This window comes from Streptomyces sp. NPDC059743 (genome assembly GCF_042732975.1).
GTDB lineage: Bacteria > Actinomycetota > Actinomycetes > Streptomycetales > Streptomycetaceae > Streptomyces.
Genome location: NZ_JBHWGS010000024.1, coordinates 63,028 through 80,694, shown reverse-complemented (window position 1 = coordinate 80,694; position 17,667 = coordinate 63,028). Strand labels below are relative to the sequence as shown.

At 70.1% G+C, this 17,667-nt stretch carries 14 protein-coding genes and 2 pseudogenes; 8 read left to right on the top strand and 8 right to left on the bottom strand.

The features are described 5' to 3' along the window. The first annotated feature begins 150 nt into the window (after positions 1-150). Positions 151-645, top strand: a complete 495-nt coding sequence (locus ACFV6H_RS33660) for an ATP-binding protein (protein ID WP_384984063.1) — start codon at positions 151-153, stop codon at positions 643-645. A 320-nt stretch (positions 646-965) separates the two neighbouring features. Here ACFV6H_RS33660 and ACFV6H_RS33655 read toward each other — a convergent pair whose 3' ends face one another. Together ACFV6H_RS33655 and rpsR are read right to left on the bottom strand one after the other, a co-directional pair. Next, positions 966-1,208 (bottom strand): DUF397 domain-containing protein, encoded by a 243-nt coding sequence (locus tag ACFV6H_RS33655; RefSeq protein WP_079124992.1) that lies wholly within the window; start codon positions 1,206-1,208, stop codon positions 966-968. A 339-nt stretch (positions 1,209-1,547) separates the two neighbouring features. Beyond that, positions 1,548-1,700 (bottom strand): annotated as a pseudogene (gene rpsR / locus ACFV6H_RS33650) (30S ribosomal protein S18); the annotation flags it as partial. A gap of 14 nt (positions 1,701-1,714) precedes the next feature. Here rpsR and ACFV6H_RS33645 point away from each other — a divergent pair. Together ACFV6H_RS33645 and ACFV6H_RS33640 are read left to right on the top strand one after the other, a co-directional pair. Continuing rightward, positions 1,715-1,792 (top strand): annotated as a pseudogene (locus ACFV6H_RS33645) (30S ribosomal protein S14); the annotation flags it as partial. A 41-nt stretch (positions 1,793-1,833) separates the two neighbouring features. Next, on the top strand, positions 1,834-2,364 hold the full coding sequence (locus tag ACFV6H_RS33640; protein ID WP_385550038.1) for a hypothetical protein: 531 nt from the start codon (positions 1,834-1,836) through the stop codon (positions 2,362-2,364). Positions 2,365-2,565: 201 nt separating this feature from the next. Here the strand turns inward: ACFV6H_RS33640 and ACFV6H_RS33635 are convergent, their stop codons facing one another. From ACFV6H_RS33635 to ACFV6H_RS33625, 3 genes are all read right to left on the bottom strand, one after another. Beyond that, complete coding sequence (locus ACFV6H_RS33635; RefSeq protein ID WP_385550035.1) at positions 2,566-3,804, bottom strand: DUF2786 domain-containing protein; 1,239 nt, start codon at positions 3,802-3,804, stop codon at positions 2,566-2,568. 101 nt (positions 3,805-3,905) lie between these two features. Then, positions 3,906-4,379, bottom strand: a complete 474-nt coding sequence (locus tag ACFV6H_RS33630; RefSeq protein ID WP_385550032.1) for an ATP-binding protein — start codon at positions 4,377-4,379, stop codon at positions 3,906-3,908. Between the two features lie 85 nt (positions 4,380-4,464). Beyond that, a complete protein-coding gene (locus tag ACFV6H_RS33625; protein ID WP_385550029.1) occupies positions 4,465-5,379 on the bottom strand; it encodes an NADP-dependent oxidoreductase in 915 nt (304 codons plus the stop codon). Positions 5,380-5,517: 138 nt separating this feature from the next. Between ACFV6H_RS33625 and ACFV6H_RS33620 the strand changes: the two genes are divergently transcribed. Further along, entirely contained in the window at positions 5,518-7,257 is a 1,740-nt protein-coding gene (locus ACFV6H_RS33620; RefSeq protein ID WP_385550026.1) for a bifunctional 3'-5' exonuclease/DNA polymerase, read from the top strand. Between the two features lie 49 nt (positions 7,258-7,306). Here ACFV6H_RS33620 and ACFV6H_RS33615 read toward each other — a convergent pair whose 3' ends face one another. The 3 genes from ACFV6H_RS33615 to ACFV6H_RS33605 all read right to left on the bottom strand — a co-directional run bounded on the left by ACFV6H_RS33615 (position 7,307) and on the right by ACFV6H_RS33605 (position 10,434). Next, positions 7,307-8,638 (bottom strand): hypothetical protein, encoded by a 1,332-nt coding sequence (locus ACFV6H_RS33615; RefSeq protein ID WP_385550023.1) that lies wholly within the window; start codon positions 8,636-8,638, stop codon positions 7,307-7,309. A 45-nt stretch (positions 8,639-8,683) separates the two neighbouring features. Then, entirely contained in the window at positions 8,684-9,226 is a 543-nt protein-coding gene (locus tag ACFV6H_RS33610) for a SigE family RNA polymerase sigma factor (protein WP_256098037.1), read from the bottom strand. A 140-nt stretch (positions 9,227-9,366) separates the two neighbouring features. Beyond that, a complete protein-coding gene (locus ACFV6H_RS33605) occupies positions 9,367-10,434 on the bottom strand; it encodes a zinc-binding alcohol dehydrogenase family protein (RefSeq protein WP_385550019.1) in 1,068 nt (355 codons plus the stop codon). A gap of 148 nt (positions 10,435-10,582) precedes the next feature. Here ACFV6H_RS33605 and ACFV6H_RS33600 point away from each other — a divergent pair, with 148 nt between their 5' ends. From ACFV6H_RS33600 to ACFV6H_RS33585, 4 genes are all read left to right on the top strand, one after another. Beyond that, positions 10,583-10,840, top strand: coding sequence for a hypothetical protein (locus tag ACFV6H_RS33600; protein WP_385550016.1), 258 nt, complete (start codon positions 10,583-10,585; stop codon positions 10,838-10,840). A gap of 112 nt (positions 10,841-10,952) precedes the next feature. Beyond that, on the top strand, positions 10,953-13,868 hold the full coding sequence (locus ACFV6H_RS33595; protein WP_385550013.1) for a SpoIIE family protein phosphatase: 2,916 nt from the start codon (positions 10,953-10,955) through the stop codon (positions 13,866-13,868). A gap of 352 nt (positions 13,869-14,220) precedes the next feature. Then, a complete protein-coding gene (locus ACFV6H_RS33590; RefSeq protein WP_202450108.1) occupies positions 14,221-15,498 on the top strand; it encodes a glycosyltransferase family 2 protein in 1,278 nt (425 codons plus the stop codon). Beyond that, the gene (locus ACFV6H_RS33585; RefSeq protein ID WP_385550010.1) at positions 15,495-17,576 is read left to right on the top strand and encodes a right-handed parallel beta-helix repeat-containing protein; all 2,082 of its coding nucleotides are present in this window, start codon (positions 15,495-15,497) and stop codon (positions 17,574-17,576) included. The genes ACFV6H_RS33590 and ACFV6H_RS33585 overlap by 4 nt, the downstream gene beginning before the upstream one ends. The last annotated feature ends 91 nt before the right edge of the window (positions 17,577-17,667 follow it).

Sequence of the window (17,667 nt, the reverse complement as noted above, 5' to 3'; positions counted from 1 at the left end):
CCGGCGCGTGCACGTGCATCTGCCCTTGCATCTGCCCTACGCATTCGGAACCATGGTGCTCGCGCACCTGCGCGCTCGTTCGTGATTGACGTGATGTGACGCTGGACCACCGCAGTATCGCTACGGCCGCGAATCCCGGGAGTGCCTCGCATGGGGATGAATGGATCGACCATGCTCGAGCCCTTAAGGCAGGGACTTCCCCCGATCGATCCCGCGGGGGCCGCCGGTTCGGCGTCGTGCGCCCTGCCCGCCCGCTACGAAGCGGTGCGCGGCGCACGGCAGTTCACCCGCGCCACCCTGAACAAGTGGGAGCTTGACGACCGTTTCGACGATGTCGCGGTGGTCGTCTCCGAACTCGTCACCAACGCGCTGCGTCACGCACTGCCCGCCGACACCCCGCGGGAGCCGCACGATCCGCCCGTACGGCTGCATCTGATGCGGTGGACGTCGCGGCTCGTGTGCGCGGTACGTGATCCCAGCCACGCGGGGCCCACGGCGCGCGAGACGGAGGAGGACGGCGCGGCGGAGTCCGGGCGCGGGCTGTTCCTGGTGGAGTCGTTCAGCGACACCTGGGGATGGCATCCGCTGGCGGGCTCGCTGCACGGCAAGGTGGTCTGGGCGCTGTTCCAGTTGCGGCGGGACTGACGCGCCGCGGCGGGACTGCCCGCCGCGGTCGTGTACGGGCCGGCGCGCGGCCCGTACTCCCGGCTCGTGGCCGCGTACGGACCGGACCGCTCGCGGCTCCGTACAGACCGGACCATCGGTACCGGCCGGACCAAGTAGGTCCAGACCAACCGGGACCGGACCAACCGGACCACCGTGCCGGGATCATCCCGTGGGACGCGGTGGCCGAATCACGACGTTGACGTCAGGACGTACACACATGCCCGAGGAGCCCGGCTGCCGGGCGTGGTACGCGCAGGATCGTTCCTGCGCGTACTGGACGCCCGGCCCGGCCGTCCGCCTCAGGCGTCCGCCGTCAGATGATCGAATTCCCCGTCCTTGACGCCCAGCAACAGGGCCTCGATTTCCGCGATCGTGTAAACGAGCGCGGGACCGTCGGGGAAGCGCGAGTTACGCACCGCCACCTCCCCGCCCGGCAGCTTGGCGAACTCCACGCAAGATCCTTGGGAGTTGCTGTGCATGCTCTTCTGCCAGACGACTCCGTGAAGCTTTGTGGCCGTTATGCCGTTGTACACGTGGTGCACAGGTCGCTCCCCGAGTTGCAAGGTGCAGGTGTCAACTGTCTCGGATCATAGCTGTGTTTCATGTGCTGATGCATGAGCAAATGCACGTGCACGCGGGGTGTTCCTTTGATTACAGACACCGCACCGAGACGGCCGTCCGGAGCGAATCCCCCCGTGCTCTAGGAGAAGAGACGCGTTTCACGGCCATTCGGATCCCAATTCGCCGCTCCAGTCTCCACACATGAGACCGGCACGACGCACCGGGGCCCCTCCTGACCTGCTCAGGAGGGGCCCGGAGGGATCGGCGGCACACCGAGCGGTACGGCGGCAACACCATTTCCCGGCCGTTCTCGACCGCGCGTCCCGGGTGTTCTCGACCGCGCGCGACACCCGCTGCTGCCGCGCGCTCACCCGTCTCACGCGGCGGCTGCGAATCTTGCCGCGGTCCGAGATGAATTTCCGCAACAGATCTGTGTCCTTGTAGTCGATATAGGTGATACCCGCGCGGTCCAGTGGATTGGGCCGGGACGTTCGGGCTGTCGCGGGTCCGGCTGCGCGCCCGGGCGCATGCCGGATATCTGCCGGGAGTGCGCAAGTCGTCCTGATAGCTTGGCGCGGTCCGGTAACCGACAAGGGGGACTTGAACGTGCAGAAGCTCCTGCGGACCAGTGCCGCCACGGCGGGCCTCGTCACCGCACTCGCACTCGCGCTCACGGGCTGCGGCGGTGACAGCGGCGGCGACTCCGGCAAGGACAAGGGCGGCGCCGACGCGCCGAGCGCGTCGGCCGACGGCACGGGCTCCGGTCCAGATGCGGGCGCGAGTGCGAGTGCCGGCTCCGGCTCCGGCGGGGACGGCGCGAGCGCCGTCGAGGGCACCTGGGCCGGACTGACCGACGGCAAGGCCGTGGCGCTCTCCGTGAAGGCGGGCAAGGTCGCGCTCGTCGCCGACAGCCATGTCTGCCAGGGCTCGGTGGAGGACATGGGCGAGCCGATGCTCTCCCTCACCTGCGCCGACGGGAACACCGACCGCACGATGGGGTCGATCGAGTCCAACGACGGCAAGACGCTGGTGATCGCCTGGGACAAGGGCAAGAAGGACACACTGGCGAAGACCGAGACCGGGACACTGCCCGAGGGACTGCCGGAAGACCTGCCTACGGATCTGCCGACGTCGTAGCCGTACGGTCAGCCTAGGCCGTGTCTGACACATCCCGTCTGGCTCGCGACGCCTGGCACGCACGCTCGCTGCGTTGTCGGAGTCGCCCGAGTACGTCCAGTACACGAGCGATCCTCCGCCTTGCGATCGCACGCACCACGGTGACATCAGCCGCTCCGCGGCGGGCGCGAGCCCCGCCCTGCGGGCGGACGACGCCATTTGTCAGACACGGCCTCGGTCGCCCGGGCGGATGCGGGCGCGGGTGTCCGGGTCCGGCGCGCCGTCCGGTACGTGTGCCGCGTTCGCGGCCGAGGTGCCGTGGTGCCAGCCCTCGGCGTCCGTCGCTCCTCGGACCCGGGTCGCCACCGTCTCCGGGAACATCCGGTCCGTACGGTCGGCCACCGCCACGTCCCGTGCCGCGAGCACCGGCAGCAGCCCGCCGCCCTCCGTGTCCGCCGTCGCCTCTTGTGTCGTCCGTGCCGTGGCCTCGGCCAGGCGTTCGCCGACGCGGTGGGCGTACGCCATCAGGAACGACTGCCGGAACATCTTCGTCCGCTTGCGCCCTCCCGCCCGCTGTGCGGCCTCCGCGCGCGTCATCGCCGTCGTTCCCTGCACCAGCAGAGAGGTGTGGAGCAGTTCGACGGCCGCCAGGTCGGGCTCGAAGCCGACGACCGTGGAGAAGCCGTACGCGCTGTTCCAGACGGCGCGACAGCGGTTCGCCGAGGCGACGGCGTCGAGCAGGATCGCCTTCGCCGTCTCGTACGGCGCGTCCACGCCGATCCGGCAGGCGCCCGGCACATCGCCACGGTGGCTCCGGTCGGCGAGTACCGCCTCGTCGATGCTGTGCCGCGCCATCAGCTCCTGCGCCTTGGCGGTGAGCGCCTCCGCCTCCTGCGGATAGCCGGTCGCCTCGGCCTTGGCGAGCAGCGCCCGGATGCGCGTGAGCATGCGCGGCTCGCCCTCCACGGACGGGAGATGTACGGGCGTACCGGGCACCGGCCCCACCGGCTCGATCGCGGGCAGCCGGACGAGCAGCAGATACAGCTCCAGTACGGCGGTGGCGTACGAGAAGCGGTCGGCCTTGTAGGGCCGTGGGCCCGACTCCTCCTCGACATCGGCAAGCTGCGCGGCCCAGCGCGGCGCCAGCCGCTCGTACCGCCGCGCCTCCGCCGATATCAGCTCGGCGAGGAGCCGCAGATGCGGATCTTCGAGGTCGCGCCGTACGAGCCGTACGACATCGGCGGGCTGCCAGCCGCGCTCCCAGGCCAGCCGTACGAACCCGACGCCGCGCAGCCGCAGTTCGGCGTCGGCCGCCGGATCGGCGGCGAGGAGCGAGGCACCGGTGTCGAGGCCCTCGCTCCGCTCGCCGCCCGCCGTGGACAGCACGGCGTGCAGGGCCCGTTCGACGGTCCCTGCACCCACGTCGGCGGCACCCGCGCCGGCGGCATCCGTGTCACTCATGGGTCCGATGATCCCAGGTGCGGCCGGTGGGCCTGGGCCGGTGTCAGGTCAGGGCGGCCAGTTCTGTCCACAGGCTGTGGACAACTTCTCTCGACCACCCGCTACCGGCCGGCGAACTCGCACCACACCACCTTTCCCCGGACCGGGCCCGCGTGGTCGCCCCAGTCCGCCGCCAGGGCCGTGACCAGCAGCAGGCCCCGGCCCTCTTCCGGATCCGAGGCGTCCACGCCGGCCGGCGCCGGTCCTACGGGCCATCTCGGTGGCGTCCGGGACGGATCGGCGACCTCGACCCGCAGCCGGTTCTCCGTACGCAGGATGCTGAGGGAGACCGGGCCGCGGGTGCAGCCGCAGAGACAGACGCCGTGGCGTACCGCGTTGGTGACGAGTTCGCTGACCACCAGTTCGACGGTGGCGGTCAGTTCGGCGTCGACGCGGCGCAACGCGAGCACCTCGCGGGTGTGACGGCGCGCCCTGGGAGCCGCTTCCGGCTTGTGAGGAAGCGGGATCCGGGTCAGGGGCAGCCAGGACCGGCCGGAGTCGTAGACGCCGTGCACAAGTCCACTGTCAGTGGGCATCGTTACTCTCGGACATCAAAGGGTTACTGAGAGCAATCTATGGTGCACGAGAGGAGTCGTTGTGCCACGTCATCCGTTTCCGAGGTCAGGGCGTGATCACCAACTTCCCGTTCGCATGGCCTTTCTCGCTCGTCTCCTGGGCCTCCGCCGCGTCCGCGAGCGGAAAGGTCCTGGCGATCCGGAGCCGCAGGCCGCCCTCCGCCGCCAGGCGGACGTTCTCGGCCAGGGCGGCGCGCTTGCTGCCGGGCGCGGTGACACCGGCGGAGAAGGTCACTCCATGGCCGGCCGCGTCCGGGTCGGCGATGGTGATGATCCGGTCCGTCGTGCCGCCGCGCAGCTCGATCGAGTCGGGCAGCGCGCCTTTGCCCGCCACGTCGAAGACCGCGTCCACGCCCTGAGGCGCGACCGCGCGGACGCGCCCGACGAGACCGTCGCCGTAGGTCACCGCGGTGGCGCCCAGCGAGCGGAGGTAGTCGTGGTTGGCGGGAGACGCCGTGCCGATCACGGTCGCGCCGCGCGCCACCGCGAGCTGTACGGCCACGGAGCCGACGGCGCCCGCCGCTCCGTGCACCAGCAGGGTCTCGCCCTTGTGCACCGCGAGCTGGTCGAGCACGCGCCGGGCCGTCTCGCCCGCGACAGGGATCGCCACGGCCTCCTCCCATCCCAGGGAGTCGGGCTTGGGTACGACGGTCTCGGCAAGGGCGTACTGGGCATAGGCGCCGGTGGCGCTCCAGCCCACCACGCTGTCGCCGACGGCGACTTCGGTGACGCCCTCGCCCGTCTCGTCCACGACTCCGGCGCACTCCGAACCGGGGATGGCGGGCAGCCGTGTGGAGAAGAGCTGTTCCATCCATCCGTGGCGGATCTTGTAGTCCATCGGGTTGACGCCGGCCGCCCGGACCGCCACGCGGACCTCGCCGGGTCCCGCGTGCGGTTCGTCGACGTTCCGGGTGTGCAGGACGTCCGGGCCGCCGAACTTCTCGAACACAGCCGCTTCCATATCCGCATCCCTCCCGTGTCCGTGCGGGCCGTGGCCATGGTGGTCATGGCCATATCTCCGATCCTCCCGTCGTCCGGCCGGGACCGCCTTCCGAGCGGGCGCCCGGGCGATGTCAGACCTGGCTGCGAGACTCGGCGTATGACCGGGAGATGGGCTCTGGCACCGGCGGAGGGCGGCGGCGCACTGCTGGCTCCGCTGGGCGAGGACGGCCGGGCGGCGGGGCCCGTGCTGCGCGAGCCCGATCTCGTCGCGGCGGTCCGGGCGCGGCTGCCCGAGGTCGGGCGGTGGGTGTGGCGGTCCACCGCCGAGGTGTATCCACGGCTGCTCGCGGCGGGCGTGCGGATCGAGCGGTGCTATGACATCGAGGTGGCGGAGCTGCTGCTGCTCGGCCACGAAGGGCGGCTCGACGAGCCCAGATCGGCCGCCGCGGCCTGGGCCCGGCTGCGGAACGCGCCGGTGCCGCCCGATCCGCCGGCCCGCTCGGCGGAGCCGGGCTCCCAGTCCTCGCTGTTCGAGCCGCACACGGGCGCGGGAATCCCGTTCGAGGGACTGCTCGATGTGTACGCGGAGCAGCAGCGCAGACACCTGGCCGCCGAGCACCCGGGCCGGATGCGGCTGCTCACGGCGTCCGAGTCGGCCGGGATGCTGGTGGCCGCCGAGATGCACCGCGCGGGACTGCCCTGGCGGGCGGATGTGCACCGGGAGGTGCTGCACGAGCTGCTCGGCGAGCGGTACGCGGGCGGAGGCGAGCCCAGGCGGCTGGCCGAGCTGGCGGACGAGGTGTCGGAGGCGTTCGGGCGGCGGGTGCGGCCCGATCTGCCCGCGGAGGTGGTGAAGGCCTTCGCGCGGGCCGGGATCAAGGTGCGCTCGACGCGGCGCTGGGAGCTGGAGGAGATCGACCATCCGGCGGTGAAGCCGCTGATCGAGTACAAGAAGCTCTACCGGATCTGGACGGCCCACGGCTGGAGCTGGCTCCAGGACTGGGTGCGCGACGGCCGGTTCCGGCCGGAGTATCAGCCGGGCGGTACGGTCACCGGCCGCTGGACGACCAATGGCGGCGGAGCGCTCCAGATCCCCCGGGTGATCCGGCGCGCGGTCGTCGCCGACGAGGGCTGGCGGCTGGTGGTGGCGGACGCCGATCAGATGGAGCCTCGGGTGCTGGCCGCGATCTCCCGTGATCCCGGGCTGATGGAGGTGGCGGGACACGACGGCGATCTGTATACGGCGCTCTCCGACCGGGCGTTCTCCGGCGACCGGGCCCATGCGAAGGTCGCGCTGCTGGGAGCGGTCTACGGCCAGACCTCCGGCGACGGGCTGAAGAATCTGGCCGCGCTGCGCCGGAGATTCCCGCTGGCGGTGGCCTATGTGGACGACGCCGCGCGGGCGGGCGAGGAGGGCAGGCTCGTACGGACCTGGCTCGGGCGGACGAGCCCTCGGGCGGCCGGTGCGGAGGACGCCGACGAGGCCGGGATTCCGCAGGAGATACCCATGGGGCCGGGACCGGGAACGGGATCGGGCACAGGCCAGGGCTCGGATGAACCGGCGGGCGGTGGCGGTGAGTTCACTCCGGGCTACGCGTCGTCGAACGGCCGGGCCCGTGGCCGTTTCACCCGTAACTTCGTCGTCCAGGGCAGCGCGTCCGAGTGGGCCCTGCTGATGCTGGCGGCGCTGCGCCGGGCGACCGCGGACATGCGGGCCGAGCTGGTCTTCTTCCAGCATGACGAGGTGATCGTGCACTGCCCGGAGGAGGAGTCGGCGGAGGTCGTGAAGGCGATCCGCGCGGCCGGTGAGCTGGCCGGGCGGATCGCCTTCGGAGAGACGCCGGTGCGGTTCCCGTTCACGACGTCGACGGTGGAGCGGTACTCCGACGCGAAGTGAGGAGGAAGGCAGCGAGGCGCCCTGGCTGAGGAGCGGGTGCGACGGGCGGTTACGGGATCGCGCGCCACTTCTTGCTGGTCGCGATCGCGATGAGCTGCTTCATGGTGAGCGCGGGCGTGCTGCGGGAGGGCGCGCTGTGCTGGTCACCGGCGTTGAAGGCGGAGATCACGACGCGCAGACCGTTGGGCCGCAGAGTGTCGGCGGTCCACATGGCCCCGCCCGGAACACCCTTGTCGCCCGGTCCCTGCTGGGTCGCCAGCAGTGTGCCGTCCGGCAGCGTGGTGGCCTTGGTGAACAGTTCCTTGGCGAGGTCCGAACTACCGGGCTGGACATTGATCTGCACCATGCTCCGGCCCTTGCCGTCGTCCACCACCACATACGCGAATTCCGCGCCCTGGCCGCCCTGGCCGGTCACCTTCAGCCCACGGGGAAGCAGTGAGACGAGTGTCTTGCCGGCATCGATCCCGGTCACGGTTCCGTCCACCCCACCGGTGGTGCCGTCCGCGGGCTCCTTGCCCGTCGGTGGTGTCGGAGGCAGCCGGTTCAGCGTTCCGCGCCATTTGTCCGAGGTGACCAGGGCCTTCAACTGCCCGGGATTCAGCGGCGGATCGGCACGGGAAATCTTCGCGCCCTTCTCCGACGGCGCGTTGTACTCATTCGCGTTGATCAGAAAACCGTCGGAGGTGAGCAGTTCGGCCCGCCAGTTCTTGGTGTCCTCGCGCCGGTCGGGATATTCGTACCCTTGGAAGATCACGAGCCGGGCGCCGTCGGCCAGTTCCGTCTCCGTGCAGTCGTCGTACGGCGTGAAGACCCTGTCCGGGCACTTCGCCTGCTGCGCGCTGTTCAGGCCGTTGGCGCGGGACAGCGAGACCGAGATCCCGGCCTTGCCCTTGCCGTCGTCGAAGACTCCCACCACGCTGGGCCCGCCGAACTGGCCGATCTGGCGCTCCCGTGTCTCGCTCAGTTTTCCGGCGGGCAGCAGCCGGGCGAGAATCGCGGTCATACTTCCACCGCCCGCCGCCGTGGGACCGGTGATCGTCCCCGGGGGCTCCGCCGCCCACTGGGCGCTCTCGGCCTTCCCGGCCTTCCCGACCTCCCCGGGCTTCTGGTCCGGGCCCAGCAGGCCGGCTCCGTACCCGCCGCTGATACCAACGGCCGCCAAGGCGAGCACACTGCCCGTCACCGCGGCCGTACGGCGTCGGGCCAGCAGGCGGCGGCCACGCGTCAGAGAGTTGTTCACCAGGCCGGCCCGGTCCTGAGGCGCGAAGGTGTCGCCGGCGCGGTGTATCGCCTCGGCGAGTCCGTCCTCGAAGGACACGTCCTCGGAAGGCCCGTCGAGGGCTCGGTCCTGGGCTCGGTCGGAATGGTTGTCGGAGGGCATGGTTCGACCCCGCTTCCTGTTCGTTCAGCCGGACAGAATCAGTTGTCAGCGGTCGGCGAACTCGGTGAATCGGCCGCCCAGTTGCGCACGCAGCTTCGCCAGCGCCCGCACCGATCTGGTGCGCACGGCGGCCGGGCTGACGTTCATCGTCTCGGCGGTCTCGTCGATGCTGCGGTCCTCCCAGTACCGCAGTACCACCACCGCACGGTCCTTGGGCGTCAGACGTCCGAGCGCGTCGAGGAGCGCGACGCGTAAGGCGGGATCGTCGCCCGGAAGCGCGGCCGTGTCGGGAATCTCGCCGAGAGGCCGTTCGGTGGCCGAGCGCCGCCGCTGATGGGTGAGAAAGGTACGGACGAGAACGGTCTGCGCGTACGCCGCGGGATTGTCGATCCGGGAGACCCGGCCCCACAGTGCGTACATCCGGCCCAGGGTCTCCTGCACCAGATCCTCGGCGAGATGAGTGTCGCCGCTGGTCAGAAGGCATGCGGAGCGGAAGAGATGGTTGGTGCGGCCGGCCGCGAACTCTCTGAAGTCATCGGCGCGGGAGGTGGATACGCCCTCCCCGCCGATGCGTCCGAACAGCGCCACGCGCCGCATACTCGTCCCCGATCCCGGTCCCTGGGTCCGCGCGGCTGCTCGCTACGCGGTCCCCGTTCCTGCTGTTCACGTCCCTACAACTCATCGACGCGGTGGGCCCGCGGAAATGTTTCAGGGCGGGCCGGATGTGATCAGAAACCGCTGAGAGTGATCTTGCCGATCGAGGTGCCCGACTCCTGGATCCGGTGCGCCTCACGGAGGTTGGCCGCGTTGACGGGACCGAGGTCGCGGGTGGCGGTCGTCGTCAGGGCTCCCTGGTCCACAAGGCGGGCGATCTGCGCGAGGACATGGCCCTGCTTCTGGCGGTCGGGAGTGCGGAACAGCGAGCGTGTGAACATGAACTCCCAGTGGAAGGACAGGCTCTTCCGCTTGAGCACACCGATGTCGAGCGAGTCGTAGTCGTCGATCGACACGATGTGCCCGAACGGATTGAGGACTTCGGCGTACGCCTTGATGTTCCGGTCGGTGGCCGCCGTGCCGAAGATGTAGTCGATCCCGTCCGGAGCCACCTCCTTGAGCTGCTCGACCAGCGGGCGATGGTGGTCGACCAGGTGGTGGGCGCCCATCCGGCGGGCGAACTCGACGGTCTCCGGGCGCGAGGCGGTACCGATCACCGTCAGACTGGTGAGCGCCCGCGCGAGCTGTACGACCATGGCGCCGACTCCGCCCGCCGCCGCCGTCACCAGCAGTGCTCCGGTCTGCTCCAGGGCTCCGGTGCGCAGCCCCATCCGGTCGAAGAGCCCTTCCCACGCGGTGAGCCCGGTCAGCGGGAGCGCCGCGGCCTCGGCGTAACCGAGCGTGGCGGGCTTGGGGCCGACGAGGCGCTCGTCCACGGCGTGGAAGCGGGAGTTGGCGCCGGGCCGGTCGACCGCACCGGCGTAGAACACCTCGTCCCCGACGCGGAACAGCTCCACCTCGTCGCCGGCCGCGACGACCGTGCCGGCCGCGTCCCAGCCGAGGACCTTGGGCTTCCCGCCGGGATCGGTGTTCCGACGGACCTTGCAGTCCACCGGATTGAGCGCGACGGCCTCCACCTGGACGAGCAGATCGCGCGGACCGGGCTCGGGGACGGGCAGTTCGATGTCCTCCAGACTCTGCGGATCGTCGATGGGCAGGCTCTTGCGGTACGCGACGGCGGGCATCGTCGTATCCGCGAAGGCGCCTTTACGGTCGGTGTTGGTGTTCGCGTTGGTGTTCATGGATCCACGCTAGAAGCCGGACCCTCGTTATCCGCAAAAGGAACCGCTACCCGCCGTCACCGGACACCCGTGGAGCGTCCGGCCGGTGACCGCTGGCCGCCGGGCGCCAGTCGCGTGCCCTGGAGCGCTTCCGCGCGTTGTACCGATCATGAACTCGCATCGTTTTCTCCTCGCCGCGACGGGCTCCGCCCTGCTGGCCGCCGTCCTTCCCTCCGCGGCCCAGGCGGCCGATCTCGGCGACACCCTGAGCAGCACCGCCAAGACCGCGTCGGCCGTCGGCGAAGAGGCCGGCCCGGTGGTGGAGGGCGTCATCGGCGACAAAGTGAACAGGAAGGTGGCTGCCGCCAAGGGCGTCGTCAAGGGCAGCACCGACGCCGTCAAGTCGGGCAGGGAGCTGATCAGCTAGCGGCACCCGGACGGACCCGGAAAGACCCGGAAGGAGTGGTGCTTGTGCGGGGCAAGGGACACCATGGACCCACAAGCACGCTTCTCATCCGATTTGGCTATGATTGGCGCATATGAACGAGCGGCTGGCTTTGCTGAATGCCGTGGACGCCGTTCTCCCGGAGACCGAGGTGCTGCGGCTCGCCCTCCAGCAGGCGGTCGCGGAGCTCGGCGGCCTCGGCGGGGCGGTTCATCTACGTGGGTCGGCGAACACCCAGCGCATGTATCTCGTGGCCGTCAGTGGTCTGCCCAGAGCGTTCACCCGATCGTGGGATGGGATTCCGGACGGCGCTCCGAAGGCTCCGACGGAGGCCGTGCGCGAGGGCAGCACCGTATGGCTGCCCGCTCCCGCCGGTCTCGGCACCGGCATGGTGTCCACGCCGCTCATCTCCCGGAAGGGACCGTTCGGGGCGCTCTCCGTGGTGACGACCACTCCCGGCGAGCCGGCCGCCGCACACCAGGAGACACTGCGAGCCGTCGCGGCATGGGCCGCCGAACGCCTCCGACGCGCCGAGGAACCCGTCGTCACGCCCCCGGATCGGCAGGCCGTGCCGGGGGCGCCCGATGTACCGGGGACGCCCGATGTGTCAGGGACGACCTACACACCAGGGACGCCGGAGACGCCCGAGGCGGAGGACGTGCTCCGGGCGACACGTATCGGCTCCTGGGAGCTGCACGCGCCCTCCGGGCGCCTCCACGTCGACGACTCCCTGCTGGAGACGTTCGGCTTCGATCCGGACACCTACGACGGCCGGACCGAGACCTGGATGAGCATCATCCATCCCGACGACCGGCCCTGGGTGGTCGGCGAGTGGGACCAGGCGGTGCGTACGTTCGGACTGATCGACCTGGAGTACCGGGTGCGCCGCCCCGACGACGGAACCACGATGTGGGCCCATGTCCGGGGACGCGCGGAGTCGGACGGCGACGGACGGCCCTACCGCGTCGTGGGCACGGCGTGGGACAGCACCGAGTCGGGCATCGGCCGTGACGCCATCCGCCGTGCGCTGCGCTTCATGAGCGACGGATTCCTGTCCCTGGACGGCGCGTGGCGGATCACCTTCGTCAATGTGCAGGCGGAGCGCCTGCTGAACTCCTCCCGGCGTCAGCTGGTCGGCGCCGTGCTGTGGGATGTGCCGGTGGTACGGCGGGTGCCCGGCCTGGAGTCCCGCTGCCGCGAGACCGCCGCCGGAGCGACCGCCGTCGGCTTCGACGCGGAGTGGCCGGACACCGGGCGCTGGTTCCATATCCGGCTCGTCCCCGTACCCGACGGTCTGGCCTGCTACTTCGCCGACATCACGGAAGCCAGACAGCGCGAGGCGGACCGGGTGGCGGCCGAACGGCAGGCGGCGGAACGGGCGGCCCGTATCCAGGAGCTGACCGCCGATCTGGCCGAGGCGATCACCACCCAGGATGTGACCGACGCCGTCGCCCGGCGCGTGCTGCCGCCGTTCGGCGCCTCCGGACTGATCATCCAGGTCAACGAGGACGACCGGATGTGGGTCGTCGGCAGCGTCGGCTATCCCCAGGCGTTCCTGAACAAGGTCAGCGGCGCGTCGATGTCGGTGAGGTCGCCCGGCGCCGACCGGCTGCGCACGCGCGCGCCCTGGTTCTGCGCCACGCCGGAGGAGTACGTACGGACCTATCCGGAGCACGCCGACCGGCCGGTCGCGATAGGCAAACAGGCCTGGGCGTTCCTGCCGCTGATCGTCTCCGGGCGGGCCATCGGCGTCTGTGTGATCGCCTTCGACGAGCCGCACCACTTCACCGGCGAGGAACAGACACTGCTGATGGCGGTCAGCGGTCTGGTCTCGCACGCGCTGGAACGGGCCAGGCTGTACGACGCCGAGCACAGCCGCGCCCAGCAGCTCCAGCGCACGCTGCTTCCGCAGACACTGCCCGCGCTGCCCGCCGTCACCGCCGCCGCCCGCTATCTGCCCGCCGGGCAGAGCATGGACGTGGGCGGCGACTGGTACGACGTCATACCGGTCTCCGGCTGCCGTGTCGTCCTCGTCATCGGCGATGTCATGGGCCACGGGCTGCCGGAGGCGGTCACCATGGGCCGTCTGCGTACCGCCGTACGGACGCTCACCGACCTCGAACTGCCGCCCGACGAGATCCTGGTCCATCTCAACGACCTGATCGCCGGGCTCGGCGACGACTCCTTCGCCACCTGCCTCTACGCGGTGTACGACCCGACGAGCGGTCTCTGCACCTTCGCCCGCGCCGGCCATCCGCCGCCCGCCGTGGTCCGCCCGGACGGCACCGTGTCCTTCCCGGAGTCGGCTCCCGATCCACCGCTGGGCGCGGCCGAACCGCCCTTCGAGACGGTGGAACTGACGGTCCCCGAGGACGGCCTCCTGGTCTTCTACACCGACGGCCTGGTCGAGTCGGCCTGCCGTGACATCGACGCCGGGATGGGCCGTCTCGCCGAGCTCCTCCGCGAGCGCCCGGACGGCGATCTGGACGAGCTCTGCGACACCCTCACCGCAGATCTGCTCCCGGCCGATCAGCAGAACGCCGACGACGCCGCGCTGCTCGTCGTACGAGCCCACCGGCTGGCCGCCGACGCCGTCGCCACCTGGACCCTGCCCGACGATCCGCAGTCCGCGGGTACCGCCCGGAAGCATGTGGGCGAACAGCTCGCCGCCTGGCATCTCGAAGACCTGGTGACCACCACCGAACTGCTCGTCAGCGAACTGATCGCCAATGTCGTACGGCATGCCCGAGGCCCTGTACGGCTGCGTCTGCTGCACAGCACGACCCTGGTCTGCGAGGTCTACGACGGCAGCCCCACGACGCCCCGGATCCGGCGCGCCACCGAGACCGACGAGGGCGGGCGCGGTCTCCAGATGGTCGCCGCGCTCTCCGAGCACTGGGGCACTCGATACACGGCCACCGGCAAGTGCATCTGGACCGAACAGCCGCTGGTCCTGCCGGACACCGCGGCACCGCTCATGGTCGTGCCCGGCCTGGACGAGGTCGCCTGACCGCCCTCCGGGCTCCGTCCGCCTCTCCCCTACTCTTTCCCTTGCCCTCTCCCCTGCCCTCTCCCCTGGCCTCTCCCCTGGCCTCTCCTCTGGCCTCTCCTCTGCTGGCCCTGTTCACCAACGGTGACCGAGGTGTGGAGGTATCCGGAGAAGAGTGAGTGAACCCTGCGTTTCAGGTGTGAAGAGTTACTCACATTGGCCCTAGATTCTCCCGTACAGTTGCGCATCACGCGCATATCTGACTCAAATCAGTCGCCATGTGGGGTGGGGGGCACGGTAGGTGTCGGGCTTTTTCGATGAAATATGGTCATGGATCGTCACGGCGGTAGGAGAAACATCGTGGCGTGAGGTGATGCCACTGGGCCTGGCCGGCGCCTTCGTGTGGGCGCTGTGGCTCTACCGTGCGGTGCTCTCCCGTTTCGCGAGACCGGTGGTGAACGACTTCCGTACCACGGTCTCGGTCGTGGTGCCGGCCTACCGCGAGGATCCGGACATCCTGATGGACTGTCTGGAGACCTGGCTGAACCAGGACCCGGCCGAGATCATCATCGTGCCGGACGTGGAGGACACGGAAGTACTGCGCAGACTGGCGCAGGTGGAGGATCCGCGGGTGCGGGTGCTGGCGTTCGAGCACCGCGGCAAGCGGTCGGCCCTGGGTGTGGGCATACGGGCCGCGACGAGCGAACTCGTCGTACTGGTCGACTCGGACACCCGCTGGCAGCCCGGATTGCTGGCGGCGGTCCAGATGCCGTTCATCGATCCCGAGGTCGGCGGCGTCGGCACCCAGCAGAACGTCTATCTCAGAGAGACCAGCGTCTGGCGGCGGGTGGCCGACTGGCTGGTCAACCTCCGCTACTACGACTACGTCCCGGCCATGGGACGGGCGGGCGCGGTGGCGTGTCTGTCCGGCCGTACGGCGGCGTACCGGCGCTCGGCGATCGAGCCGGTGCTGGAGAACCTGGAGAACGAGTTCTTCCTCGGCCGCCGTTGTGTGGCCGGTGACGACGGCCGGCTGACCTGGCTGGTGCTGGCGTCCGGCTACAGGACGGTGCACCAGTCGTCCGCGCGGGCGCTGTCGATGTTCCCGTCCTCGCTCTCCGCCTTTGTGAAGCAGCGTGTGCGCTGGAGCCGTAACTCCTACCGCTGCTATCTGACCGCGCTCTACAAGGGCTGGCTCTGGCAGGCACCGCTGGTCACCAAGATCACCGTGCTCCAGATCCTGCTGACGCCGGTGACGATGGGCATGGCGCTGGGCTATCTGCTCTTCAGCAGACTGGAGCTGAACGGGCGCGGCGTGGTGCTCGTACTGATCTGGCTCATCGTGGGACGCGGTATCCGCGGCTACTCCCATCTGCGCAGATATCCGCAGGACATCTTCCTGCTGCCGCTGCTGGCGCTGGTGGTCATCATGATTTCACTGCCGATCAAGCTGTACGCCTTCGTCACCATGAACAAGCAGGGCTGGCTGACCCGTACCAGCACCAGCGTGGGCGGCGAGGGACAGGACTCCGCCTCCCTCATCAACGCGGGCCGGGCGGGCGCGATCCCGGGCGCGGCCTCCGTGCCCGGCCAGGCCTCCGGCGCGGCTTCGTCCGACGCGGCTTCCCGAGCAGGGGTGGTCCAGAGATGACTCACGAACACAGACATGAGCAGGGACGCGAGCACGGACGCGCGGGCGGACGGCTCGGGTACGAGCACGGGCACGCACTCGGGCACGGGCGCGCGCGCGGGCGGTTCGGGTGGCGGAGCCTTCGTACCGGGCGCCTCGCGGCCGTACTGCCTCTCGCCGTAACCCTGTTCCTCGGCTCGCCGGCGCCCGCGTCCTTCGCCGCGCCGTCCGACGGCGGGGACGGGAAGGACGGACAGCAGATCACCACGGCCGAGGACGCGGAGAACGAGACCGCGCTGGTCGCCGAGGAGGACCACCGGCTGGACCAGGTCCGCGCGGTGGCCGCCGTCGCTCCGTTGAAGGGCCAGAAGTGGACGCGGCCGTACCGGCTGGACACCGGTGGCGGCTACACCCTGGTGTTCACGCCGCGCACCCAGCCGTATGGCGTCTCCGATCTGCTCAAACTCGCGCCGCAGACCTTTGTGCGCAGCAAGCGCGACGGCTCGTACCTGCTGACCGAGAACATCTATCTGCTCGCCGGCGCGAAGCTGAAGCTGTCCAGCCCGGGCGGGCTGACACTGCGGCTGGCGAGCAACAGCAGAGGCTTTGTCTCCATCGTCTCGTTCGGCGGCCGGCTCACCCTGGAGGGCACTCCGCAGGCGCCGATGCGAATCAGCAGCTGGGATCCCGCCACCAACAAGCCCGACACGGACGTACGGGACGGGCGGGCCTATGTGCGCGCCATCGGCGGCCAGTTCTCGATGACCCATTCCGAGGTCTCCGATCTGGGCTTCTGGAGCGGCCGTACCGGCGGTCTCAGTCTCACCGGCACCGACCGGCCCGACACCGGCAACATCAAGTACACGGACGGCGAGCAGGACCTCAACCGGCGTGAGCTGGCGGCGGCCGACGACAAGGCCGAGCAGGAGTCGGAGCAGACGCCTCGCGCGGGCGGTGTGATCGCTCAGCCCGCCGGTGAACTGGCGGCTCCGGACAGCCGGTTCTCGGTGCCCGATCTGTCCTATGTGTCCGCCGAGATCACCAACTCCACCATCTCGGGCAATCTGTACGGGCTGTTCCTCTCGGGCGCCACCGGAGCCAACATCATCCGGACCAAGGTGATCAACAACCTGGAGGACGGTGTGGTGCTGCACCGCGGCGTCACCAATGTGGTCGTGGACCGTACCGTCTCCCAGGGCAACGGCGGCGACGGCTTCGTCCTGTCCCGTGCCACCCAGCAGGTCCGCGTCACCGGTTCCAAGGCGCTGTCCAACGGCGGCAACGGCTTCACGCTCAGCGGCCGGCCGCTGGCCAACGGTCCCTCCGCCTCCGGTGAGACCACCGCCAGCTACGGCTCCAACTCGGTGTCCGACAGCACGGCGCGCGACAACGGCCGGTACGGCATAGAGGTCTTCGGCGGTGTGAACGTCGGCGTGCAGAACAATGAGGTCGACGGCGGCGACATGGGCATCGTGGCCCGCGAGGACGCCACCAAGGTCGCCATCACCGGCAACCATCTGACCGGCCAGACACGGCAGGGCATCTCCGTACGCGACGGAGTGTCGGCGGCCACGGTCACCGGCAACATCATCGAGGGCACCGAGACCGGTGTCTATATACGCGACTCGCAGGCCGAGGTACGGGGCAACACCGTCCAGGACGCGACCAACCACGGGATCTCCCTGGTGGGCGGCATCGACAAGTCCACCGTCTCGTACAACGTGGTGGCCGGTGTCGGCCCGAGCGCGGTGGACACCAGCCGGGCCCACGGCGGTGTCACGGTCAAGGAGAACCAGACCTTCGCCTGGCACGACACCAGTGCCTTCTGGGTCAAGTTCCGGCACTACGCGAGTCCGATGACACTGCTCTGGGTGTCCATCCTGCTGCTGATCCTGTTCTCGGCGCTGCTGGGCGCCCGGCGCAGCAGCCGTCGTGGCGGTGTGGAGCGCCTGGGCACCCTCCATCCGTACGCGGACAAGAAGCCGTTGCCCAGCGCGCCCGCCACCGAGCTGCGCGGCGCCGGGACAGAGGTGAACGGGACCAGGCCGACCGGGCGGCACAGGGTTCCGGCGATGACGGTCGGGCCCGGGCCGACGTAGCAGCCGCCGGGCGGGCCTGGACCCGGGGCCCGGCCCTGGACTTAAACCTGGCCCTGGCCCAGGCCCGGCCGACATTCATGTACGACGAGGT